The following is a 24363-nucleotide window of genomic DNA, read 5'->3' on the forward strand; positions in this document are numbered from 1 at the left end:
CGACATAATTTCAATTCTCAACCGAGGGAAAGGGACACACGATGAACAAGGTATACGCCAGCGCCAAGGAGGCGCTCGCCGATGTTGTCGCAGACGGGCAAACGCTCGCTGTCGGCGGCTTCGGCCTGTGTGGCATTCCCGAGGCCCTGATCGCCGCGTTGCGCGACTCGGGCGTCAAGGGGCTCACCTGTATCAGCAACAACGCCGGCGTGGACGGCTTCGGTCTGGGATTGCTGCTCGAGACGCGTCAGATCAAGCGGATGATTTCGTCGTATGTTGGCGAGAACAAGGAGTTCGAGCGCCAATATCTGGCGGGCGAACTCGAGCTCGAATTCACCCCGCAGGGCACGCTGGCCGAAAAGCTGCGCGCCGGTGGCGCAGGCATTCCGGCGTTCTTCACGAAGACGGGCGTGGGTACGGTAGTCGCCGAAGGCAAGGAAATCCGTGAATTCGACGGCGAGACGTACGTCATGGAGCGCTCGCTGCGCGCCGATATCGCGCTCGTGAAGGCCGCCAAGGCGGACCGCGCGGGCAACCTCGTGTTCAATCGTACCGCCCGCAACTTCAACCCGGTGGCGGCCATGGCCGGCAAGATCACCATCGTCGAAGTCGAGGAACTGGTCGACACCGGTTCGATCGACCCGGACGACGTGCACCTGCCCGGCATCTTCGTTCAGCGCATCGTGCTGAACGCGCATCCGGAAAAACGCATTGAACAACGCACGGTTCGTGCCAAGTAAGCGCCGAGATCAAGGAGATAACCATGGCATGGAATCGTGATGAAATGGCTGCGCGCGCGGCGCGCGAGCTGGAAGACGGCTTTTACGTGAACCTCGGCATCGGTTTGCCCACGCTGGTGGCGAACCATGTGCCCGACGGCATGGAAGTCTGGCTGCAATCGGAGAATGGCCTGCTCGGTATCGGCCCGTTCCCGACGGAGGACGAAGTCGATGCAGACATGATCAACGCGGGCAAGCAAACGGTGACGACGCTACCGGGTTCGTCGATCTTCTCGTCGGCGGACTCGTTCGCGATGATCCGTGGCGGCCACATCAATCTGGCAATCCTCGGGGCGATGCAGGTCAGCGAAAAAGGCGACCTCGCGAACTGGATGATCCCGGGCAAGATGATTAAGGGCATGGGCGGCGCGATGGATCTTGTCGCCGGTGTCGGTCGCGTGGTCGTGCTCATGGAGCACGTTGCCAAGGGCGACGCCCACAAGATTCTGAAGGCCTGCGATCTGCCGCTGACCGGCCTTGGCGTGGTCAACCGCATCATCACCGACCTCGGTGTGATCGATGTGACGCCGGACGGCCTGAAGGTGGTCGAGCTCGCGCCGGGCGTGACGAAGGAAGAAATTTCGCAGAAGACCGGGGCACCGCTCGATACGAGCGCTGTCTGACGCATGGGTGACGTGGCCGTCGTCTCTTGTGGCTTGAACGCCAGGGGCGTGTGACACGCAGTATTGCTGAGGGTTGCCGTGGCCGTTGAACCCGGTGATCGATGGAAGGCGAAGCGGGCGGGGATTTCCCCGCCCGTTTTGTTTTGGCGGTGCCGGTGAGTCGGCCACGATTCGGGTTCTGCGCGACACTGCGCGCCGTGTTGCGGGCATCGCTGCAAAGGTAGACGGCAAGCGCGGTAGAATTCGGTTCTGGAAACCGATCCGATGAGTCTGTCATGTCGAGCTACGCGCCGCGCCTGTCGAACGTTCAGTGTCTGAGCCCTTCCGGGTTGCATCGTATGGCGTACACGGAATGGGGCGATCCGAAGAACCCGCGCGTTCTGTTGTGCGTGCATGGGCTGACGCGATGCGGTCGCGATTTTGATGCACTGGCGAAGACGTTCGCAAACGACTACCGTGTCGTGTGTCCCGACGTGGTTGGGCGCGGACAGTCGTCGTGGCTGCGCAATCCCGCAGGCTATGTCGTGCCGCAATACGTCTCCGACATGGTGACGTTGATTGCGCGTCTGGGCGTGACGTCCGTGGACTGGTTTGGCACGTCGATGGGCGGGTTGATCGGCATGGGCCTCGCGGGCTTGCCCGATACGCCGATTCGCAATCTGCTGCTCAACGATGTCGGACCGCACATCGACGTCGCCGCGCTCGCACGCATCGGTCAATATGTCGGTACGCCGAAGCGTTTTGCATCGATCGACGAGGGGGCCGACTACCTTTGGTCGATCTCGTCGTCATTCGGTCCGCATACCCGGGAGGAATGGCGCGCATTGTGCGAGCCGCTGCTCAAGGCCGACGGCGATGGGTATGTGTTGCGTTACGATCCGTCGCTCGGAGCGGCATTTGCCGCGATTTCGCCCGAGGCCGTAGCGGCGGGAGAGGGCATGCTCTGGGCGTCGCTTGCGGCATTTTCCGGACGCCTGTTGATTGTGCGCGGCGAGCAGTCGGATCTGCTGTCTCGCGCGACGCTCGAACAAATGCTGGCGCTCGCGCAACACGCACGCGCCGTGGAAATACCCGGCGTGGGACACGCGCCGACGTTTGTGCATGCGGATCAGATCGAGATCGCACGCCGATTTTTTGAGGGATTTGCCGACTGACACTCGCTCCGGTGGCGGGGTGCGGCGACAAGTCCGACGTTCGAAGAACACGAGGAGTCTTACATCATGGCAGTACAACGTTTCTACGTCGAAAAGCGCTGGTCGGACATGGCGGTGCACAACGGCACGGTTTATCTGGCAGGGCAGACGCCGGATGACCGCACGCAGGACATGGTCGGTCAGACGCGTCAGGTACTCGCGCATATCGACCGCCTGCTCGCCGAGGCGAACAGCGACAAGTCGCTGATTCTTTCCTGTCAGATCTATATTTCGGACATGAAGTATTTCGGCGAAATGAACCAGGTGTGGGACGAATGGGTGCCCGCGGGTAATGCACCTCCGCGTGCCACTGTGCAGGCGTTGCTCGCCGACCCTGCCATGCTTGTAGAAATCGTGGTCGTGGCGGCTCAGCGCGAAGGCTGAGTCTCACGACCCGTATCATCAGGGGCGCGCGTCGCCCCATGTTCCGACATGAACCAACATCAAGCACCGACCTCCGCTGGCACGAATTCGACAACGGCGCCCGACGCCCGGAATTCGACCCCGGGCGTGGGTGATGTGCCTCTGCCCGCCACGCTCGACAACGCGCTCGCGTTCGCCACCACCCTGTGCGGCGAGCATGTGCTCTCGTCCGGCGAGCCAATCATGGCGCACGCACGGGGCATGCTCGCGATTCTCGATACGCTGCGCGTGGACGAGGCAACGCATCAGGCCGCGGCGCTCTTCTCCGCCGTCGAGTTCCTGCCGGATCCCCAAACCACGTTGACCCAAACCTTCGGCGCCGAAGTGGCGGCGCTCGTGATCGACGTGCGCAAGTTGCAGCGGCTCTCGGGCGCGGGCTCGCGTGCCGCGCAGGCCATGCCGACCGACGGGCGCGATCGCGACGCCGCGGCAGAACGCAAGTCGCAGGTCGAAGGGCTGCGCAAGATGCTGCTCGCGTTTGCGCAAGACATCCGTGTGGTGATGATCCGGCTGGCGTCGCGTCTGCAATCGCTGCGCTGGTATGCGGCACAGAAGAAGACACCCCCTGAGGAGATGCCGCATGAGGTGCTCGAGATCTATGCGCCGCTTGCGAACCGCCTCGGCATCTGGCAACTGAAGTGGGAGCTCGAAGACCTCGCGTTCCGCTTCCTGGAGCCGGTCACTTACAAGCAGATTGCCAAGCTGCTCGAAGAGAAGCGCGTCGAGCGTCAGACGTTCATCGAAGGCGCGATCCAGCGACTTCAGGACGAACTGGCGCGCGCGGGTGTCAGGGCCGAAGTGTCCGGGCGGCCGAAGCACATCTACAGTATCTGGAAGAAGATGCGCGGCAAGGCGGTCGATTTCGCCGAACTGTACGACGTGCGCGCGTTTCGCGTGATCGTCGACGACATCAAGGATTGCTACACGGTGCTGGGCATTGTCCACAACCTGTGGCAGCCGATTCCGAAAGAGTTCGACGATTACATCTCGCGTCCGAAGCCCAATGGCTACAAGTCGCTGCACACCGTGGTGATCGGCGATGACGGGCGGGCATTCGAAGTGCAGATACGCACGAATGAGATGCATCACTTTGCCGAGTATGGCATCGCGGCCCACTGGCGTTACAAGGAAGCGGGGCAGCGCGGCTACGGCGGCGCGTTTGCGGCGAACGAGGCCTACGACGAGAAGATCGCCTGGCTGCGCCAGTTGCTCGCGTGGAAAGACGATGTGGCCGATACGGTGGGCGCCGAGGGGGCCGCGCAGCCGTGGGCGCAGCTCAAGCGCGCGACGATCGATGATCATATCTACGTGCTCACGCCGCAGGCACGCGTGATCGCGTTGCCGCAGGGGGCGACGCCGGTCGATTTTGCGTATCACCTGCACTCGGAGCTGGGGCATCGTTGCCGTGGCGCGCGTGTCGACGGCGCGATGGTACCGCTCAATACGCCGCTGCAGAACGGGCAGACGGTCGAAATCGTGACGGTCAAGCAGGGCGGCCCGTCGCGCGATTGGCTCAACACGCAGTTGGGGTATTTGCAGAGTCACCGGGCACGCCAGAAGGTGCGTCAGTGGTTCAATACCATCGATCTCGAAGAAACGATTGCCCATGGCCGAACGCTGATCGACAAGACGTTGCAGCGCGAGGGCAAGACGTCGGTCAATCTGGAGGATCTGGCGGCTCGGCTCGGATTCCGGACGCCGGACGACCTTTACGCGTCGATTGCCAAGGATGAGTTCAGCCTGCGCCATGTCGAGCAGGCGCTGTCGGGCAACCTGCCGGGGCCGGAGCCGCGCGACGAGGACACGCTCGTCGCGAAGAAGAGCCTCGACACCAGCGTCACGCAGGGGGCCAAGAGCGGCGTGCTGGTCGTGGGCGTCGGCGCGTTGCTCACGCAACTGGCCAAGTGCTGCCGTCCGGCGCCGCCGGATCCGATCGTGGGGTTTGTCACACGCGGCAAGGGGGTATCGATCCACCGTCAGGATTGCACGAGCTTTCACGCCATGAAGGCGCGGGCGCCGGAGCGGGTCATTCAGACCGCGTGGTCGGCCGATGTGCTCGAAGGGCGGGGCGTGGCGGCGTATCCGGTGGATATCCAGATCGAGGCGACCGACCGTCAGGGATTGCTGCGCGACATCTCCGAAGTGTTCTCGCGGGAAAAGCTCAACGTCACCGGTGTCAGCACGCAGTCGCGGGGCGCGCAGGCGTTCATGCAGTTCACCGTGGAAGTGCGCGATGGCGGGCAGTTGCAGCGCGCGCTGGCGCAACTGGGCGGGGTGGCGGGGGTGATGTCGTCGCGGCGGCGGTGATCGGCATTTGCGGCAGGCACAATATTCGCTTGGCGACTCGCTGAAATATTGCTAGAATCTCGTTCTCTTGTAGTAGGCTCGTAGCTCAGCTGGTTAGAGCACCACCTTGACATGGTGGGGGTCGTTGGTTCGAGTCCAATCGAGCCTACCAACGAATTTGATGCATGACAGTCCGCGAGACCCCGCAGACACAGACGCTGGAAAACACTCATGTTGAAGACGGCCCGAACTTTCACAGTGGTGAAGGTGCGACGTTAAGTCGAGGGTGTTTTTCGTCTGGATGCAAGGAATGAAGAGACGGCCTCGACGACAGTCGAGGCCGTTTTTTTTCGTGGTTTTGCCGCGTGGCGTTGGCCGCGCGTGATGCTTTTGCGCATGGGAGTGCGACATGATTTCGGTACGTTTGCCTGACGGCTCGCAACGCCAGTACGAAGGCCCGCTCACGGTGGCGCAAGTCGCCGGCTCGATCGGCACGGGGCTGGCCAAGGCTGCCCTGGCCGGCCGCGTCGACGGCAAGCTGGTCGATACGTCCTATCTGATCGAGCGCGATGTGAGTCTCGCCATCGTCACGGACAAGGACGCCGATGGCCTCGACGTCATTCGTCACTCGACGGCTCACTTGCTGGCCTACGCCGTCAAGGAGTTGTTCCCTGAAGCGCAGGTCACGATCGGCCCGGTCATCGAAAACGGCTTCTATTACGACTTCGCGTTCCACCGCGCCTTCACGCCGGAAGATCTCGATGCCATCGAGAAGAAGATGCACGAGCTGGCCAGGAAAGACGAGCCGGTCACGCGCGAAGTGCTCTCGCGCGACGACGCGGTGCGTCTGTTCCTGTCGATGGGGGAGAAGTACAAGGCCGAGATCATCGAATCGATTCCGGCGACGGACGAGATCGGCCTGTATCGCGAAGGCAAGTTCGTCGATCTTTGCCGGGGACCGCACGTGCCGTCGACGGGCAAGCTCAAAGTCTTCAAGCTGATGAAGGTCGCGGGTGCCTACTGGCGCGGCGACGCCAAGAACGAGCAGCTTCAGCGCATTTACGGCACGGCCTGGACGAAAAAGGAAGACCAGGATGCCTATCTGCACATGCTCGAAGAGGCGGAAAAGCGCGATCACCGCAAGCTCGGCCGTGCGCTGGACTTCTTCCACATGCAGGAGGAGGCGCCTGGCCTCGTCTTCTGGCACCCGAAGGGCTGGACGCTCTGGCAGCAGGTTGAGCAATACATGCGCCGCGTCTATCGCAATCACGGCTATCAGGAAGTGAAGGGTCCGCAGATTCTCGACCGTGCGCTCTGGGAGAAGTCGGGCCACTGGGAGAACTACAAGGACAACATGTTCACGACGGAATCGGAAAATCGCGCGTATGCGCTCAAGCCGATGAACTGTCCGGGCCATGTGCTGATTTTCAACTCGGCGCTGCACAGCTATCGCGATTTGCCGCTGCGCTACGGCGAGTTCGGTCAATGTCACCGCAACGAGCCGTCGGGCGGCCTGCACGGGCTGATGCGCGTGCGCGGCTTCACGCAGGACGACGGTCACATTTTCTGTACGGAAGACCAGATTCTTGACGAGTGCGTGAATTACACGGCGCTGCTGCATGCCGTGTACAAGGATTTCGGCTTCACGGACATGATCTACAAGGTCGCGACGCGCCCTGAGCATCGTGTGGGTTCGGACGAGAACTGGGACAAGGCTGAATTTGCGCTGATGGAGTCGCTGCGTCGTTCGAACTGCGAATTCGTGATCGCGGAGGGCGACGGGGCGTTTTACGGCCCGAAGATCGAATACACGCTCAAGGACGCGCTTGGCCGTCAGTGGCAGTGCGGCACGATGCAGGTCGATTTCTCGATGCCGGAGCGCCTGGATGCCGAATATGTGGCGGAGGACAACAGCCGCCGCCGTCCGGTCATGCTGCACCGGGCCATCCTGGGGTCGCTCGAGCGGTTTATCGGTATTTTGATCGAGCACCATGCTGGTGCAATGCCGGTTTGGCTCGCGCCGGAACAGGTCATTGTGCTGAATGTGTCCGAAAAAACGGCCGATTATGCCCAGGCAGTGACGAAAAAGTTGAAAGAACAAGGGCTTAGGGCTCGCAGCGATTTGCGCAACGAGAAAATTAGCTATAAAATACGCGAGCATTCCTTGCAGAAGGTTCCTTACCTTGTTGTTGTAGGGGATAAAGAGCAGGAAGCGAATACGGTAGCCGTGCGTGCCCGTGGCGGCGTGGATCTGGGTGTGATGCCCGTTGACGCGCTCATCGAACGTCTGGCGCAGGAATGCGCAACGTTCCAATAACGCCTGTCGGACCGCGCGGCTAAATTTTTTGTTTTTTTCGAGGATAAGCAACATCGCTACCGATAAAGCGCATCGCATCAATGGCGAAATCACTGCGCCTGAAGTGCGTCTAACCGGGGTCGACGGGGAACAGCTCGGCATCTTGAAACTCGCCGAGGCTTTCCGTCTGTCCGAAGAGGCCGACGTCGATCTGGTGGAAATCGCGCCGCAGGCGCAGCCGCCGGTGTGCCGCCTGATGGACTATGGCAAGTTCAAGTATCAGGAACAGAAGAAAGCGCACGAGAACAAGCTGAAGCAGAAGGTTGTTCAGATCAAGGAAGTCAAATTCCGGCCTGGCACCGACGACGGCGACTACAACGTCAAGTTGCGCAATTTGAAGCGGTTCCTCGAAGAAGGCGACAAGACCAAGATCACGCTGCGGTTCCGCGGCCGTGAGATGGCTCACCAGGAAATCGGCGCGCGTATGCTGGAACGTCTGAAGTCCGATCTCGAAGAGGTTGGCCAGCCGGAACAGATGCCGAAGATGGAAGGCCGTCAGATGATCATGGTCATCGCGCCGAAGAAGAAGTAACGCCGTGGCGGTATCGATCGATACCGCCGGGCTGCAAGGAATTGCCGCCGTGGCCCGCAAGGCCATGGCAGTGATGCAGGGTGCTGTCTGACCCTGAATACAAGTGGTCTCGGGTTCTACAAGGGGCGCGATTTTGGCGTCACACCTGTGATCATGTTAAAAACTCGGAGTTTTTCATGCCTAAGATGAAAACCAAGAGCGGTGCCAAGAAGCGCTTTCGCGTGCGTCCTGGCGGTACCGTTAAGCGTGGTCAGGCTTTCAAGCGTCACATTTTGACGAAGAAGACCACCAAGAATAAGCGTCACCTGCGCGGTGCCGTCGGCGTTCATGAGTCTGATCTGAACTCCGTACGCGCAATGCTGCCCTTCGCTTAAACCCCGACTTAGATAGGAGAGAAACATGCCTCGAGTCAAACGTGGGGTCACCGCACGGGCCCGCCATAAGAAAGTCATCGCTGCTGCCAAGGGTTTCCGCGGCCGCCGCAATAACGTCTTCCGCATCGCCAAGCAAGCGGTCATGCGCGCTGGGCAGTACGCCTATCGCGATCGCCGTAACAAGAAGCGCGTGTTTCGCGCCTTGTGGATTGCGCGTATCAATGCAGGTGTGCGTCAGCACGGTATGACCTACAGCGTGTTCATCGCTGGTCTGAAAAAGGCCTCGATCGAACTCGACCGCAAGGTGCTGTCCGACATGGCCATCAACGACAAGCCGGCGTTTGCCGCGATTGTCGCCCAGGTGAAAGCCGCCGTCGCAGCCTAAGCTGTAGTTAGCGTATCGCGCGCTTTACCGCGCGCCATTCGCCAGGAGGGGGCTCTCATCGGAGCCCCCTTTTGTTTTTCGCATGCCTTTTCGCTGGTTTTTTCGCTGGCATCTGCGGCCATTCCGACCGCCTAACTTGAGTCTGTAGCATATGGATCTGGAACTTATCGTCAGCGAAGCGCAGCGTGCGTTCGCCGCCGCTCCCGACGCCGCCGCGCTGGAAAACGAGAAGGCCCGCTTTCTCGGCAAGACCGGCCAACTGACCGAGTTGCTCAAGGGCCTCGGCAAGCTTGATCCCGACGCGCGCAAGCATGAAGGCGCACGGATCAACGCGGCCAAGCAACAGATCGAAGGCGCCCTGCAGGCGCGCCGCCAGGCCATGGCCGACGCGCTGCTCGACGCGCGCTTGTCGGCCGAGGCCGTCGACGTCACGCTGCCCGGCCGAGGCCTGGGCGCTGGCAGCCTGCACCCCGTGCTCACCACCTGGGAGCGCGTTGAACAGATTTTCCGTTCCATTGGTTTCGACGTGGCCGACGGCCCCGAAATCGAAACCGACTGGTTCAACTTCACGGCACTGAACAGCCCGGAGAACCACCCCGCCCGCTCGATGCAAGACACGTTCTACATCGAAGGGAACGACGACGCCGGCAAGCCGCTGCTGCTGCGCACGCACACGAGCCCGATGCAGGTGCGTTACGCGCGCATGAACAAGCCGCCGATCAAGGTGATCGCGCCGGGCCGCACGTATCGCGTGGACTCGGATGCCACGCACTCGCCGATGTTTCATCAGGTCGAGGGCCTGTGGATTGCCGAAGACATCAGCTTCGCCGACCTGAAGGGCGTGTACACCGATTTCCTGCGCAAGTTCTTCGAACGCGACGACATTCAGGTGCGTTTCCGCCCGTCGTATTTCCCGTTCACTGAGCCGTCCGCCGAAATCGACATGCAGTTCGAAACGGGCAAGAACGCCGGCAAGTGGCTGGAAATCTCGGGGTCCGGGCAAGTGCATCCGACGGTCGTGCGCAACATGGGACTCGACCCGGAGCGTTATATCGGCTTCGCGTTCGGTTCGGGTCTGGAGCGTCTGACGATGCTGCGCTACGGCGTGCAGGATCTGCGACTGTTCTACGAGAACGACCTGCGCTTCCTGCGCCAATTCATGTAATCGATGCCGACGGCCCCGGACGGGCGCGCGAAGCCGCTGCCGCCGGGCTCTCGGAAGTGAAGACTTAACTGCGAGCGAACTGATCCATGCAATTCTCTGAATCGTGGCTGCGTACCCTGGTCGACCCGGATTTGTCGACGGACGCGTTGGCGCATGCCCTGACGATGTCCGGGCTCGAAGTCGAGGAAACCGACCCGGTCGCCCCGCCGTTTACCGGTGTGGTCGTGGCCAAGGTGCTCGACGTCGCCCGGCATCCGGACGCTGACCGTCTGAACGTCTGCCAGGTCGACGCCGGTACCGGCGAGACGCTCACCATCGTGTGTGGCGCCCCCAACGTGGCGCCGGGCATCAAGGTGCCGTGCGCGACCGTGGGTGCGGCATTGCCCCCGGCCGAGGCCGGCGGCACCCCGTTCCAGATCAAGATCGGCAAGCTGCGCGGCGTGCAGAGTTTCGGCATGCTGTGCTCGGCGCGCGAACTGAAGCTCTCGGAAGACCACGGCGGTCTGATGATCCTGCCGGACGACGCGCCGGTCGGCATGAGCATCCGCGAGTATCTCGATCTCGACGACACGGTGTTCGTCGTCAAGCTCACGCCGAACAAAGCGGATTGCCTGTCGCTGCTGGGCATCGCCCGCGAAGTGGCCGCCATCACCGGCGCGCCGCTCAAGGACTTGCCGGGGCAGGGCGCTCAGCCCGCGACGATCGCCGACACGCTGCCGGTACGCATCAGCTCGCCGGAAGGTTGCGGGCGCTTCGGCGGCCGAATCATCCGCAACGTGAACGCTGCCGCAGCGTCGCCGCGCTGGATGGTCGAGCGCCTTGAGCGCGCCGGTCAGCGCAGCATCTCCGCGCTGGTCGACATCACCAACTACGTGATGCTCGAATTGGGCCAGCCGCTGCACGTCTACGACCTGAACCGCCTGCAAGGGGGGATCGACGTGCGCTTCGGGCGGGCGGGCGAAACGCTCAAGCTGCTCAACGAACAGACCGTCACGCTCGACGAGAACGTGCTCGCCATCACCGACGCCAGCGGTCCGATTGGACTTGCCGGCATCATGGGCGGCGACTCGACCAAGGCGGGCCTGGACACGCAAAACATCTTCCTCGAAGGCGCGTTCTTCTTTCCGCAGGCGATTCAGGGCCGGGCACGCAAGTACAACTTCACAAGCGATGCCTCGCACCGCTTCGAGCGCGGCGTCGACTTCGCCGGCAATGGGCGTGCCCTCGAGCGGGCCACGCAACTGGTGCTGGACATCTGCGGCGGCCAGGCCGGTCCGCTTGAAGACCAGATCGCACAGTTGCCCGAGCGTCGGCCCGTGACCCTGCGTGTCGCGCGTGCCATCAAGATTCTGGGCGTGCCGGTTTCCGAGGCGGAGATGAGCGAGATCTTCACGCGCCTGGGTCTGCCTTTCACCTTGCAGAATGGCGTGTTCAGCGTCACGCCGCCGTCGTATCGTTTCGACATCGAAATCGAAGAAGATCTGATCGAAGAGATTGCACGTATCTACGGTTTCGATCGCATTCCGGCCAATCCGCCGGTCGCCGCAAGCGAAATGCGCCCGACGCAGGAAGGCCGCCGCTCGCAACACGCGTTGCGTCACGCCGTGGCGGCGCGCGATTATCACGAGACGGTTGGCTTCAGCTTCGTCGACGTGGAGTGGGAAGCCGATTTCGCCGGCAACGATCACCCCATCAAGCTGCTCAATCCGATCGCCAGCCACCTGGCGGTGATGCGCTCGACGCTTATCGGCAGCCTGATCGCGAGCACGCGCTACAACCTGAATCGCAAGGCGTCGCGTGTACGCGTATTCGAAATTGGCCGTACTTACCATCGCGACAATACGGTCGCCTCGGGCGAGTTGAGCGTTGGCGGTTACCGTCAGCCGCTCACGGTCGCGGCGCTGGCCTATGGCCCGGTGCTCGACGAGCAATGGGGCGCGGCAACGCGTCAGGTCGATTTCTTCGACGTGAAGGGCGATCTCGAAGCACTGTTGTCCCCGCGCACGGCACGCTTCGTGAAGGCCGAACACCCGGCGTTGCACCCGGGACGCAGCGCGGCGATCGAAGTCGATGGCAAGCGTGTCGGCATCATCGGCGAGCTGCATCCGCGCTGGCAACAGAAGTACGACCTGCCGCATGCGCCGGTGTTGTTCGAGATCGAGGCGCAAGCGCTGCTGGTGCGCGACGTCGCGAGCTACGAGGACATCTCGAAGTTCCCGCCGGTCACGCGCGACATCGCGCTGGTGGTGGATCAGGCGCAGCCGGTGCAAGGGCTGATCGACGCCATGCTGGCGGCGCGTCACGACGATCCGGCATGCAGCGTCGTGCAATCGGTTCGCCTGTTCGACGAGTTCCGACCGAAGGCCGGTGCAGCCTCGGGCTCGCTGGGGGCTCAGGACAAAAGCGTGGCGTTTCGTGTTACTCTGCAGGACCCCTCGGGTACGTTGCAAGACGAGACGGTCCAGGGCGCCATCAACGCACTGGTACAACGGGTAGAAGGGTTCGGCGCACGTTTGCGCGCCTGAAACTCAGTCAACATCCGCTTGCGAGTTGGTTATCGCACTGTCATCGCCATCGCGTGGGACGTATGAACGAAATGAATCCTGGTGAATTTGAAGCCATGCTCGCGGCGCAGCGCATCGCGCTGGGTCGCAGCGACACGAACGAGGTCTCGACCGAAGCACCGACGCTGACCAAGGCCGAACTGGCCGAGTTGCTGTTCGAGCAAGTCGGTCTGAACAAGCGCGAAGCGAAGGATATGGTCGAGGCCTTCTTTGAATCGATCCGCGATGCGCTTGAGTCTGGCGACAGCGTCAAGCTCTCCGGCTTCGGCAATTTCCAGTTGCGCGACAAACCGCAACGACCGGGCCGCAATCCGAAAACCGGCCAGGCGATTCCGATCGCCGCGCGTCGGGTGGTGACCTTCCACGCCAGCCAGAAACTCAAGTCGATGGTGGAATCAGGCGTGCTGGGCAAGTGATTCCCGGCCGCCGCTTTCTGTGGCGGCCGTTGGTTTTTCCTCCGCTGTTTAACCGTCGTCCCATTCCGCTAACGCCGCGATGGATCACGTTGCCTTGCCGCCGATTCCCGCAAAGCGTTACTTCACCATTGGTGAGGTGAGTGAGCTGTGTGGCGTCAAGCCGCATGTACTGCGCTATTGGGAGCAGGAGTTCACGCAACTGCGCCCCGTCAAGCGGCGCGGTAATCGACGGTACTACCAACACCATGAAGTCCTGTTGATCCGGCGTATCCGGGAGTTGCTCTATGAGCAGGGCTTCACCATCAATGGTGCGCGCAATCGCCTCGATGCCGACACGCCGCGTGGCGCCCGCGCGGCTGCGGGGCACGGGGGCGAGTCGGCCGCATTGACCGAACCCGAGACGACCCTCGACGTGGCTGACTTGCGTCATCGTCTGGAGGCGGTCATCGATCTGCTCAAGTCCTGAACAAGGCGTACGCATCGGTGGTGGCGGTCCTCGTGCGCTTGCACTGTCTTCGCTTTTGCCGTCAATGCCCGAAGCCACGCGATAGCGAGTGCTTGTGACGCATCCCGTGGCATTCGGCTGCTGGGGCGCGCCTCGAACCGTGCCTCGAACTTCGGGATTCTCCTAGTGCGGCGGTGGCCGAAATATCCGTAATCCGACATATGGCACGCCGTGGGGTGGGGCGGTGCTCGCGCCCACCCCGTCCCCCTGCCGGAACGCGGAAACGCCAAACGACTTCCGGGGGCGCCGCGATTGCCTTACACTTGCCGGAAACCATGGCGTCCGTTGGCGACGACCGCTGGATCCTATTGACGACCGGGCCAACACCGATCTTTGCGCGTTTTGGCACAAAGGCTGAGAGGATCTCCACCTATGGCGGAACCGAGCACAACGGGAGCGCGACACGGGCGTTGGATGACGCCCCATCGCTCGATCGCCGCGATTCTGATTTTCGGTCTCCTGATTCTGATCCTCGTCTGGACGGCGGTGCTATGGCGCATCGCCATCGAGCGTCAGGCAATTCTGCGCGACGCCGCCGCCTCGGCGTCGACCGTGACGACCGCACTCGAGCAGCATACGTTGCGGGCCATCCGTCAGGTCGATCAACTGACGCGTTTCGTGAAATACGAATTCGAGCGACGTCACGGACACTTCGATCTGAAGCAAGCGCTCGCCGAAGGAACGGTCAAAGATCCCTTCATGGTGCAGGTCAGTTTGGCCGATGCGAGCGGCAACATCGTGGCCACGACGATCGCCGGCGGCGTTGGGATCAGCATCGCCGACCGCGAGCACTTCCGGGTGCATCAGGAACTCTCGAACGACAACCTGTTCATCAGTCATCCGGTGCTCGGGCGCGTGTCGCGCAAGTGGGTGCTTCAGTTCACCCGGCGGCTCAATCATCCCGATGGTAGCTTCGCCGGTGTGGTGATCGTGTCGCAGGCGCCAGACTACTTCACCACGGACTTCTACACGAACGCCGTGCTGGGCCAATACGGCGAGGTCGCCGTCATTGCCGACGACAACGCCATGCTCGCGCGCAGCACCGGCGCCGGCGTTGCCATCGCCGGCACGGGGGAATTGCCGCCGTTCTCGGCAGCGCAACGCCGTTCCGGTATCCAGCGTGATCCCATCGATGGCATCGAACGTATCGTGGCATACCGCCATCTGCGGGACTATCCGCTCGCCGTTCAGGTCGGACTGTCGCTGGATGAAGCGCTGACCGAGCATCGGCATGTCGCGCGGGTTTATTTAACGATGGCCACCTTCGTGTCGGTTGCGCTCATCGTGTTCTTCGTGCTTATCGCCTACCTGATGCAGCGGCTGATCGGACGGGATCAGCAGCTCACGCGACTGATTTCGTTCGACGCGCTCACCGGACTTCCCAATCGCTATGCGCTCATGGAGGCGTTGCGGCGTGCGCTGTCCGTGCCCGACCAGGTCGGCAAGGTGGCGCTGCTGCACATCGACCTCGATAATTTCAAGAGCGTGAACGACACGTTGGGTCATACGCAGGGTGACGAGATCATCCGGCAGGTGGCCGAGCGCTTTGCCCCGCGCATGCCACCAGAGGCCATGCTGGCGCGCTTTGCCGGCGATGAATTCATGGTGCTGCTCACAGGCAATGGCGCAACCGACGCCGCCGAGCCGCTGGGCGAGACGTTGCTCGCCACCCTCAAGTCGCCGATGGTGGCGGACGGCACGTCGTTCGCGCTTCACGCGAGTATTGGGGTGACCTTCTGGTCCAAACCGGAGGAAACCGAAGCCGACCTCATCAAGAAGGCCGATCTCGCCATGTACTCCGCGAAGGAGGCCGGCAAGAGCGTGGTGCGCGTCTATACGCAGCAGATGACGTATCAGGCGCATCAGCTCGTCGTGTGGGAGCGGCAAATGGAGCAGGCGTTGGTCAACGGCGAGTTTTTCCTCGCCTATCAACCCATCGTCGCGCTCGAGTCCGATTGCGTGCGCGGCATGGAGGCGTTGATTCGTTGGCGTCACCCGGAACGCGGCGTGCTGAGCGCGGGCGAGTTCATTCCCCTGGCGGAGACGACCGGACAGATCGTGGCCATCGGCGAGTTCGTGCTGACGCAGGCGTGCCGCCAACTGGCGGCATGGCGAGGCACGCCGATGGCGTCGCTGCGACTGGCCGTCAATGTCTCGTCGGTGCAGTTCTGGCGCGGCGACATTGGCGAGCTGGTCGAGCGTCTCATGAGGGCGTACGCCGTCGAACCGAATCGACTTGAGCTGGAAGTCACCGAGTCGGTCATGGTCAAGAATCCGGCGCTCGTGGAGATGAAGATCAAGCAATTCAAGCGCGCCGGGGTGCGCATTGCGCTTGACGATTTCGGTACCGGATACTCGTCGTTGTCCTACTTGACACGTTTTCCTGTCGACACGCTCAAGGTCGATCGCTCGTTCGTGGAGTCGATTCCCGATTCGTCACGTTCTTGCCTGATGATCTCGAACATCGTCAACATTGCGCGTTCGCTGGGTATCGAGCTGATTGTCGAGGGCGTCGAGAATGCGCGGCAACTGGATTGGCTGCGTCATTTCGTGCCACTGTGCGCACAGGGTTACCTATTCTCCCGTCCGGTGGAAATCGAAGAGATTGATTCGGTCATCGCGCGTTTGGGGATTTGCGAATAAAGCGGACCCATTGACCAATGCGAACAAGCGACGTATTCGGCTAATTAATAGATTAAATCGGTGATCGTAATAAATTCGTGATTTGATGTTTGGCGGTACGAGTTCATCGTTGGCGTGCGATAAAATCAGTCGTAGTCGTGATGAAGTCGGGCGGCATGAGCGGGTGGCCGTGCGCCGCGCACTGCGCTGGAGAGCGGGGGCGGCTGCCGTTGTCGGGGTGGGCAATGCGGAGCAGCCAGGGTCCGGAGGCGCGTGGCGCGACACGCCGTGGATCGCAAAAAAGGGGGAAAAGGGGGAACGAGTTCGACGCGCAGACCAGAATTGGCGGCAATTCGCTGGCACTCAGAATGTCAGCCGCGACCAGGGCTTCTGTCCGGGGAAATGACAGAAGCGCAACACGAATGCAGTGGATACGTCGCCAACGTAAGAAGTGAATAATATTAGAACGAGCGTTTGATTTTCGGATGAGGATTAGACATTGGCTTTATGCCGCCAGCGTCTCGGTTGGCGTGCTGGTCGCCTGCTGGATGGCGGCGGACAGGACTGCCACGTCGCTGGTCGGCGACAAGCTCGCTCAGAGCGTTGACGCGGGGCAAATGGTGGCCGACCGCGTCGCCGACGGCATGATTCACGCCATCAACACGGATCTGGCGATGGTGCGCGCCATCCCCGCCACGTTGGCGGAAGTCGGTTTGCTGCGTGACGTGCTGCGAGCGACGGGGGGCGACGCCCCGGCGCCCGAGACCGTGGATCGTGCCAACGAATTTCTGCAAGGCGCTCAGGGATACTTCGGCGTTGACCGGGTGTGGCTGATCGACGCTCATGGCGTGTGCGTGGCCGCAAGCAATTTCCGCGATGAGCCGTCGCCGATCGGGCAGTCCGTGGCCAACATGCCCTATGTCACGAATGCCCTGTTGGGCGGACGTTTCGAGAGTTATGCCGCAGGCTGGGAGCATCAGGCGCCCGGCCTTTATTTCAGCGCCCCGGTGTATCGCAAGGGCGCGCTGATCGGTGTCGTGATGACCAAGATCGGACTCACGCGATTGCGTCATTGGGTGGGTAGCGGAGAGTCGTTCATCGTTGACGGCAATGGCGTGGTCATCATGGCGAACGACCCTCGTTTCGAGGATCGTTTCATGCTCGATGGCAAGCTGGGCAAGCTGTCCGAGGCCGAGCGCATGGCGCTGTACCAGCACGACGACTTCGCGCGCATGCCCATCTCCCCGTTCAAGCGCGCCCCCGGTCGTTCGAACGCCTGGGTGCCTCAGGAATTGCTCGACCGGATGTCGGCATTCGACGAGTCCCGGAAGCCGTTCGTGATCACGTCGCGTCCGAGTTCGAGCAATGACCTGACCGTCTACGCGGTGGAGGGTGTCGACGCCTGGGAGGCACTCACGCGCGAGCATGCCAAGGACCTGGTGTTATGTTTCTTGCTGTATCTGGGCGGCGTCATCATCGTAACGCTCGCCGGCTGGACTTATTGGCGTGAGCGTGTGAAGCATCGCGAAGCCCGTCAGTCGAACGAGGTGCTGCGCGCGGCCAATCATCAACTGGCGTTCGAAGCCAGTTATGACGAATTGACGGGCAGCCTGACGCGACGCTACTTCTTCCATCGCTTCGAGCGGTTGCTGGAGAGCACGCAACGCAAGAACGAGCCGATGAGTCTTATCGTGGCCGATCTCGATCTCTTCAAGTCCATCAACGACACTTACGGGCATGCCATCGGCGATCAGGTGCTGTGCCGATTCGTGCTGGTGTGCTCGTCGACATTGCGCGGCGACGACCTGATCGGCCGCATTGGTGGCGAGGAGTTCGCGATTCTGCTGCCGGGGGCGAGCGAGCGCGATGCACTGCGCGTGGCGGATCGCATTCGTGAGCGCTGCAAGCGCGAATCGTTGGAAGGCAGTGAGCCGCCGCTGCGTTTCTCGGCGAGTTTCGGCATCACGGAGTGGCAGGACGGCGACTCGCCGATGACCATGGTCGAACGAGCCGACATGGCGTTGTACCGCGCCAAACGTGCCGGTCGCGACCGCTGCTGGGTTTTCTGATCGCACGGTTACCGATGTCACATTTGGTAACCAAAGATGATGTGCCCCATCACGCATTTCGCGGGAACATACCTGTCTAACGAGTCAAACGGGTGCTGCGAAAATCGATGAGCCGCTGACGGGCTGGCGTCGATCCGTTTCGCGCACGACTCGAACAGCTCATGCGGGAGACTTCATCGTGAAACGCTTACTTTGGCTGGCGGGCGGCGCTGCCGTCGCCCTGATGATGGCCGGTTGCGTGGCCGTGCCTTATGGCGCGCCGGCGTACGGCAACGCCTATTACGACGGTTATGGCTATGCGCCGGGCTACGCGGTTGCCCCCGCACCGGTCGTGACGTTCGGGATATCGGGCGGCTATTACGACGGTGGCTATGATCGCGGATGGCACGGCCGGGGCCGCGGATGGGGCTGGCATCACTGAGCCTGCACCGATCGGGCGGGCGCTATCGCACTCAGAACTCGGACAGCGCGAAATCCGCCTTCGCCACATCGCATTCCGGGCAACGCCAGTCGGCGGGCACGTCGGCCCAGCGCGTACCGGCCGCAAGGCCGTCGTTCGGTGCGCCTTCGGCTTCGTTGTAAATCCATCCGCAGATCAGGCAGATCCAGTTCTTGAAGTCGGTCGAGGTGTTCAGCGTGGTCGTCATGGTGTCGGGTCAACAGGAAGCGCTTAAGCGACCCGCATTGTAAGGCACACGCGGCGCAAGGTCCCGCTCACCCACCAAGGTGTCCGCACGCAACGTTAATCCAGATCAATGGATCGGCGCGGCAAGCGTGCAAATCAGGAATGAAGCGAAAGAAGGCGCATCGCGCCGGCGACGGCCGGCGCGACAAGCATCACCAGTGAATCTGGTTCAGAAAGATCGGTGCCATCTGCGCGAGCGAATTGATCAGCGAAATGGCGGTGTCGCGGTGCGACACTTCCCGCCACAAGCGGCTTTCCTTGACGACCCGATCACGGTCTTCCGCCGTTTTCACTTCAGGCGAGCGCAACTCGTTGATCAAGTCGATGACGGACGCGCGGTCGACCGTTTCCGTGACCGAGTGACGCGCGAGCAGATCGTCCAGATGGACGCGCTCCGCTTCGGTCGTGGACGCGTCGACAGGTGATGAGGCGGAGGTAACGGACGGCTTGTCGGATTGGGTCATACGAGACGTTCTCCCGGGGTTACTGGAAAGCGAAGCGGCCACTGACGTGCGGATCCGGCGAGGATCCCAAGTCATGCATGGCGAGGTATCGCGCAATTCCATCATAGGCCGATTCGCTTGTGCTGCGAACCCTTCCATGCGTGCGGGGACCCCACTTTTCACACGAATTGCGGCGGGATTTTCCGCAGGCTTGCTTCACGTCAAAGGGTTTTGCCTGCGCACAGATGCGCGGTGAAACGTCAAGCTTAAAAAATTTATCCAATGCTGACGCTGAAACGGGCAATCCTCTTGACAGCGTGTAACGGCGGGCGTCTCGGCGGGCGAGTGCCCAGTTATCCAGTGGGTTATCCACAGAAGCTGTGGGTAACTCATCGGTCGTTGAGTGCGTAACGAGAAGGGCTCGCCGGTCATGGCTTGCAAGCCACACGAACACTTGACGAGGCGTTGTCAACGAAGCAGCGGGCGCAACATCAGCAACGCGAAGAACAGCGCGACGCCGACGGGGAGCAGACCGGTGAAGAAGGCGGGCCATGCCCTGCGTCCGCGGCGACGTGCGCCGAACGATGAGATCAGGCCGGCGCAAAGACACATCACACCGACGGCCCACGTGGGGTGTGGGCTTTTGAGTACCCAGGCGGCAGCGGCCAGCAAGCCGATCCAAGCGAGCGGCAACGCGCCCGGTGGAGGCATGCCGTCGGCGGGCGAGCGGAGGGTGCCGCGCGACTTGTCAGAAGTGTTGGGCGTGTCGGGCCTGTTGGGCGTGTTGGCGGGCATTGAGGTTCCGGAAACTCTGGGGGCGCAACGACGTGGGCGTGCGAAAGACGCAGGATAGCAAACGTCGTGCGCCGCCGCTCAGGACGCGAGACCGCGCAAGGCGTGTGTCCCGGAAGGCTTGGCGGCCGCGTGCATGTCGCCTGCCGGCGCGTCCACATGCCAGGTGGAGGTCGCGTCGACATCGCGCGTCGGCGCGAACGCGGGCGGTGTTGCGCAGCGGTTGTCGAGGTCGACGTATTGCTTGCGTACCACGCGTCCTGCAGCCGGTGTCGTCGCGACGGTCCGAAGGGCAGCGACGCCGTGGCGCATACCGCGTGCTCCCGGGGCGGACGCTTCCGGCGAGGCGCGCACGGCGACACACGGTTGATGAAAGGGATCGGTGGGTGCGGCGCCGGCGGGCGGCACCGATTGCGCATGGACCCGTGGTGCGCCGGATGCGATCAGCACGCAGAGTGCGACGATGCCAAACCGAAGCAGCATCACGCGGCGCACGGCGGATGGGAAAACCGGTAGAACCGGTGGCGTAGCGTGTCTCGGCGGCATGGGTCGGCTCCGTCGGGGCGATCGTTGGGGACGCGAGCAGGGCGAGCATGGCAAGCGGCTGCACGGCGTTTTCACGAAGCTGAAGCCAATATCGTGCCGGAACTGGTAAGTGGTTGATTTTTTGAAGAATGTCGAGGTATGCGGGAGTGTTTGTGGCGATGCCCCGGCATCAAGTGTTGCAGTTCCGAAACGCGCGCCTGAGAATCGACGCATGCGCGGACCCGAATCGATCTGGATCGATGCCGGTCATGACATGGGCAACTTACCGATTTCTTGTCCACTGTATATAATCACAGTATTCCACTTCGCGGCGAGACAGAACCTCTCATGAAAGCCAACTATTCCATCGCCGAAATCGAGCAGGCGATCAACTACTGGACGGGCCGTCAGGCCGCCGACAGCCACTGGTCGCTGTGCCAGTCGGCGCGCGCGCTGGCCAACATTTATGGCCAGATGATCTACCGCCGTGAGACGAGCATTGGCGCCGACGCGCTCGACGCCGAGCAAAGCCAGGCCATCGAGACGGCCCTGCATCAGATGGAACTCGGGCTCGCGCCGTGATTCCCGATGTTTCAGGCGGGGACGGGGTTCGGTGAGGGAGGGCGTGCCGACCATTGTTCGAGCCAGCGTTCGACGTCGACGGCCGACAGGGCGGGGGAGAACAGATACCCTTGCGCGACACGATACCCTTGCGCGAAGAGCAGCGCTCGCTGGGCTTCGTCCTCGACGCCTTCCGCCACGACCGTCAGGCGCAGATTGCGACCGATGCTGATGATGGCATTGGTCAGTGCCTGCACCGTTTCGTCGCGGGTAATGTCATGGACGAAGCTGCGGTCGAGTTTCAACTCCGAGACCGGCAGGCGGCGCAGATAACCCAGACTCGAGTAGCCGGTGCCAAAGTCGTCCATCGACAGGCGCACGCCCATGCCGTGGACTTCGTCGATGATGCGCAGCGTGGTCGGATTGTGGTCCATCAACACGCTTTCCGTGATCTCGATGGCGAGGCACGATGGTGGCAGATCGTGATCGGCCAGCGCGTCGGCAATCGTACGCGGCAGGTTGTGATCGTGGAAGTTGGTGGGCGACAGGTTGACCGACACATTGCCGATGCCTACGCCTCGCCGGCGCCAATCCGCCAACTGGCGACACGACTCGCGCAGCGTCCAGGTGCCGAGTTCCCCGATCAGGCCGCACTCCTCGGCCAGTGAAATGAAGCGCGACGGCGACACGTCGCCGTACTGCGGATGCGTCCAGCGCGTCAGGGCCTCGGCGCCGTAGACCGAGTCGTCGGACAGATCGATCTGCGGCTGATAGAAAAGCGCGAGCTTGCCGTGCCGCAGGGCGTCGCGCAGGGCGGTCTCCAGCTCGAGCCGCTCCTGCGCGTGGATGTTCATGTCTTCGTGATAGACGCGTACGCTGCCCGGGCTGGTCATCTTCGCCTGATACATCGCCATGTCTGCACGCTGCAAAAGCATGTCGAATTCCTTGCCGTGATTCGGATACAGACTGATGCCGAAGCTGCCCGACGGTGCGAGCGTCACGCCATCGATCTGGCATGGCGCGCGCAACGCGCTGCGCATGCGCTCGAGCGCAATATCGAGTCGCTCGGGATCGCACTCGGTGAGCATGGCCACGAACTCGTCGCCTGACAGACGCGCAACGATATCGGCGCCGCGCAGCGAGCGTCTCAAGCGCTGGGCGATCGTGCGCAGCAGGGCGTCGCCTGCCTGGTGGCCGAGCGAGTCGTTGACCTGCTTGAAGCGATCCAGGTCGATGAAGATGACGGCCATGCGCGCGTTCAGCTCCGCCGCGCTGGCAATGGCTTGTGCCGCGAGCACGCCGAGCATGCTTCGATTGGGCAGGCCGGTGAGGTTGTCCGAGAACGCCAGTTGGCGGATGCGCGTGCGCGACTCGTCGCGCTCGAAGGCCAGCTTGCACAGATGCACGCAGACGTCGACGAGTCGTTCATGCAGGGCGTCGGGGCTGCGCGGCGTGCGGTAATAGAAACCGAGCACCCCGAGGACCCGCCCGTCGTTCGCGATGATGGGCATGGCCCACGACGCGGCCAATCCGAATTCGGCCGCCATGTCGCGGAAATCGGCCCAGCGCGGGTCGTTCGCAATGTCGGTCACGATCACCGGGCGCGCATGAAACGCCGCCGAGCCGCAGGTGCCTACGTTCGGTCCAATGGCCAGGCCTTCGATGTTCTTGTGATACTGCGCGGGCAGGCTTGGCCCCGCTTGCGGGCGCAACCGGCCTTCCGAATCGACCCGCACCACCGAGGCCACGACCTCGGGCGCGATCTGCTCCAGTTCGCGGCAGATGAGCGTGAGCACTTCGACGAGGGGCGCATCGCGCACCATCGCGGCGAGCGCCTTGTGTTGCAGCACTTCCTGAATCTTCGATTGCGTGATGTCGGTGAAAAGCACCACGGCGTTGAGGAGTTTGCCGTTCGCGTCGAGCATCGGGTTCGTCACGACGGAGACCCACAGCGGCTGGCGCTGCAGCGTGCGCACGAGCACTTCGCTGTGGCAACTGCGGCCGTCGCGGGCGGCGACGAGGCAATGCGCAAGGGCCTCCTTGATATCGACGGCCGATGCACTGTCGGCGACGTCGCCCGTCGCGGTTTCCCCCAACGGCAGCCGGGTGGACTGGCCGACGACCTCATTCGCAGCGTAGCCGAACATGCGCGTGAACCCGGCGTTGACGTAGCACACGCAACCCTGTGCGTCGGTGATGAGCACGGCGTTGTCGGTCTCGTCGACGCCGAGCGAGAGCAGGTGCAGGCGGGCGTCGTCGGCCGCCTGGCGCTCCACGCGCGCGGTCACGTCGACGGCGAGCTTGATCACGAAGGCGAGATTACCGTCGTCGTCGATGACGGGGTTGTAAGTGGCTTCGAGCCAGATCGGGCGACCGTCGCGGCGGCGACGGCGAACTTGTCCGGTGTGCGAGCGCCGGGTGCTGGCGACGTGGGCCAGGGCATTGCCGCATGTGGGATCGCCGGGTTCGCACAGTAGTGCGTGCGGCTGGCCAAGCAGGTCGGCGCGCGCGTAACCGAACATGCCGAGCAGCTTGTCGTTGACATCGACGACGATGCCATCCGGCGTGAGCGTGAGCATGCCCAACGAGTGGTCGAGCGCCGCGAGCAGCGCCTCGCGCCCCGGCGCGGTGCCGGCGACGGACGGTGAACGGGGCACGACCATCGCAACGGCCTCCTCGGACGTCCTGTGGACATTGTCGGGTGTGACTTGGGCTGACACGCCAAAAACCGCTTTTAAGTATAGCGGCCTGCGGGGGCAGGCTCACATGGGGGAAACCGGGTATCAAGCCGCCTTGACGCGAATGCGAACACCGTCGACCGAAACGGTCTGACCGGCGCGGATCTTGCAGGTCTTGCGGGTCTCCTGCCGTCCGTCGACGCTGACCGCGCCGCTGGCTACCATCACTTTGCCCGCGCCGCCCGAATCCACGAGGCCGGCGAGCTTGAGCAAGTCGTTCAGGGCGACGAATTCGCCCGTCAGTTCAAAGGTTACGTTTTGCATGATGGACCGGATACTACGTAAAAACGCGATGCGCGTCGACTGCCACCGTGCTTGCGAGTCCGC

23 protein-coding genes and 1 tRNA gene are annotated in these 24363 nt (G+C 62.5%); 18 read left to right on the plus strand and 6 right to left on the minus strand.

Translation table 11 applies throughout. From position 1 onward, the window contains the following. Positions 1-41: 41 nt before the first annotated feature. From PanNE5_RS16625 to PanNE5_RS16705, 17 genes are all read left to right on the plus strand, one after another. Complete coding sequence (locus PanNE5_RS16625) at positions 42-740, plus strand: CoA transferase subunit A (RefSeq protein ID WP_017233315.1); 699 nt, start codon at positions 42-44, stop codon at positions 738-740. Between the two features lie 23 nt (positions 741-763). Then, the gene (locus PanNE5_RS16630) at positions 764-1402 is read left to right on the plus strand and encodes a CoA transferase subunit B (protein ID WP_017233316.1); all 639 of its coding nucleotides are present in this window, start codon (positions 764-766) and stop codon (positions 1400-1402) included. Between the two features lie 275 nt (positions 1403-1677). Further along, positions 1678-2556, plus strand: coding sequence for an alpha/beta fold hydrolase (locus tag PanNE5_RS16635; RefSeq protein ID WP_261938424.1), 879 nt, complete (start codon positions 1678-1680; stop codon positions 2554-2556). Between the two features lie 66 nt (positions 2557-2622). Continuing rightward, positions 2623-2979 (plus strand): RidA family protein, encoded by a 357-nt coding sequence (locus PanNE5_RS16640; RefSeq protein ID WP_017233318.1) that lies wholly within the window; start codon positions 2623-2625, stop codon positions 2977-2979. A gap of 48 nt (positions 2980-3027) precedes the next feature. Continuing rightward, the gene (locus tag PanNE5_RS16645; protein ID WP_083902260.1) at positions 3028-5325 is read left to right on the plus strand and encodes a RelA/SpoT family protein; all 2298 of its coding nucleotides are present in this window, start codon (positions 3028-3030) and stop codon (positions 5323-5325) included. A 74-nt stretch (positions 5326-5399) separates the two neighbouring features. After that, positions 5400-5476, plus strand: a tRNA-Val gene (locus PanNE5_RS16650). 237 nt (positions 5477-5713) lie between these two features. Continuing rightward, positions 5714-7621, plus strand: a complete 1908-nt coding sequence (gene thrS, locus PanNE5_RS16655; protein ID WP_017233320.1) for a threonine--tRNA ligase — start codon at positions 5714-5716, stop codon at positions 7619-7621. Positions 7622-7649: 28 nt separating this feature from the next. Further along, entirely contained in the window at positions 7650-8192 is a 543-nt protein-coding gene (gene infC / locus PanNE5_RS16660; protein ID WP_017233321.1) for a translation initiation factor IF-3, read from the plus strand. 176 nt (positions 8193-8368) lie between these two features. After that, entirely contained in the window at positions 8369-8566 is a 198-nt protein-coding gene (rpmI, locus tag PanNE5_RS16665; protein ID WP_010806049.1) for a 50S ribosomal protein L35, read from the plus strand. A gap of 25 nt (positions 8567-8591) precedes the next feature. Continuing rightward, a complete protein-coding gene (rplT, locus tag PanNE5_RS16670) occupies positions 8592-8951 on the plus strand; it encodes a 50S ribosomal protein L20 (RefSeq protein ID WP_010806048.1) in 360 nt (119 codons plus the stop codon). A 151-nt stretch (positions 8952-9102) separates the two neighbouring features. After that, on the plus strand, positions 9103-10116 hold the full coding sequence (gene pheS, locus PanNE5_RS16675; RefSeq protein WP_017233323.1) for a phenylalanine--tRNA ligase subunit alpha: 1014 nt from the start codon (positions 9103-9105) through the stop codon (positions 10114-10116). 86 nt (positions 10117-10202) lie between these two features. After that, positions 10203-12641, plus strand: a complete 2439-nt coding sequence (gene pheT / locus PanNE5_RS16680) for a phenylalanine--tRNA ligase subunit beta (RefSeq protein WP_261938425.1) — start codon at positions 10203-10205, stop codon at positions 12639-12641. Between the two features lie 62 nt (positions 12642-12703). Further along, on the plus strand, positions 12704-13096 hold the full coding sequence (locus PanNE5_RS16685) for an integration host factor subunit alpha (protein ID WP_017233325.1): 393 nt from the start codon (positions 12704-12706) through the stop codon (positions 13094-13096). A 79-nt stretch (positions 13097-13175) separates the two neighbouring features. Then, entirely contained in the window at positions 13176-13562 is a 387-nt protein-coding gene (locus PanNE5_RS16690) for a MerR family transcriptional regulator (protein ID WP_017233326.1), read from the plus strand. 453 nt (positions 13563-14015) lie between these two features. Further along, positions 14016-16244, plus strand: a complete 2229-nt coding sequence (locus PanNE5_RS16695; protein ID WP_017233327.1) for an EAL domain-containing protein — start codon at positions 14016-14018, stop codon at positions 16242-16244. A 464-nt stretch (positions 16245-16708) separates the two neighbouring features. After that, positions 16709-18292 (plus strand): sensor domain-containing diguanylate cyclase, encoded by a 1584-nt coding sequence (locus PanNE5_RS16700; RefSeq protein WP_083902261.1) that lies wholly within the window; start codon positions 16709-16711, stop codon positions 18290-18292. A 178-nt stretch (positions 18293-18470) separates the two neighbouring features. Further along, entirely contained in the window at positions 18471-18713 is a 243-nt protein-coding gene (locus tag PanNE5_RS16705; RefSeq protein WP_017233329.1) for a hypothetical protein, read from the plus strand. A gap of 31 nt (positions 18714-18744) precedes the next feature. Here PanNE5_RS16705 and PanNE5_RS16710 read toward each other — a convergent pair whose 3' ends face one another. From PanNE5_RS16710 to PanNE5_RS16725, 4 genes are all read right to left on the minus strand, one after another. Further along, positions 18745-18939, minus strand: a complete 195-nt coding sequence (locus tag PanNE5_RS16710; RefSeq protein WP_017233330.1) for a rubredoxin — start codon at positions 18937-18939, stop codon at positions 18745-18747. 190 nt (positions 18940-19129) lie between these two features. Beyond that, on the minus strand, positions 19130-19441 hold the full coding sequence (locus PanNE5_RS16715) for a hypothetical protein (RefSeq protein ID WP_017233331.1): 312 nt from the start codon (positions 19439-19441) through the stop codon (positions 19130-19132). Positions 19442-19888: 447 nt separating this feature from the next. Continuing rightward, on the minus strand, positions 19889-20215 hold the full coding sequence (locus tag PanNE5_RS16720; RefSeq protein ID WP_017233332.1) for a hypothetical protein: 327 nt from the start codon (positions 20213-20215) through the stop codon (positions 19889-19891). A 78-nt stretch (positions 20216-20293) separates the two neighbouring features. Next, the gene (locus tag PanNE5_RS16725; protein ID WP_261938426.1) at positions 20294-20758 is read right to left on the minus strand and encodes a hypothetical protein; all 465 of its coding nucleotides are present in this window, start codon (positions 20756-20758) and stop codon (positions 20294-20296) included. Positions 20759-21085: 327 nt separating this feature from the next. Between PanNE5_RS16725 and PanNE5_RS16730 the strand changes: the two genes are divergently transcribed. Further along, positions 21086-21319, plus strand: a complete 234-nt coding sequence (locus tag PanNE5_RS16730) for a DUF3717 domain-containing protein (RefSeq protein ID WP_017233334.1) — start codon at positions 21086-21088, stop codon at positions 21317-21319. Positions 21320-21330: 11 nt separating this feature from the next. Here PanNE5_RS16730 and PanNE5_RS16735 read toward each other — a convergent pair whose 3' ends face one another. Further along, positions 21331-23961, minus strand: coding sequence for an EAL domain-containing protein (locus PanNE5_RS16735; protein ID WP_017233335.1), 2631 nt, complete (start codon positions 23959-23961; stop codon positions 21331-21333). A 120-nt stretch (positions 23962-24081) separates the two neighbouring features. Next, positions 24082-24300, minus strand: a complete 219-nt coding sequence (locus PanNE5_RS16740) for an RNA-binding S4 domain-containing protein (RefSeq protein WP_017233336.1) — start codon at positions 24298-24300, stop codon at positions 24082-24084. Positions 24301-24363: the final 63 nt, after the last annotated feature.

This window comes from Pandoraea sp. NE5 (assembly GCF_024363545.1).
Classification (GTDB): domain Bacteria; phylum Pseudomonadota; class Gammaproteobacteria; order Burkholderiales; family Burkholderiaceae; genus Pandoraea; species Pandoraea cepalis.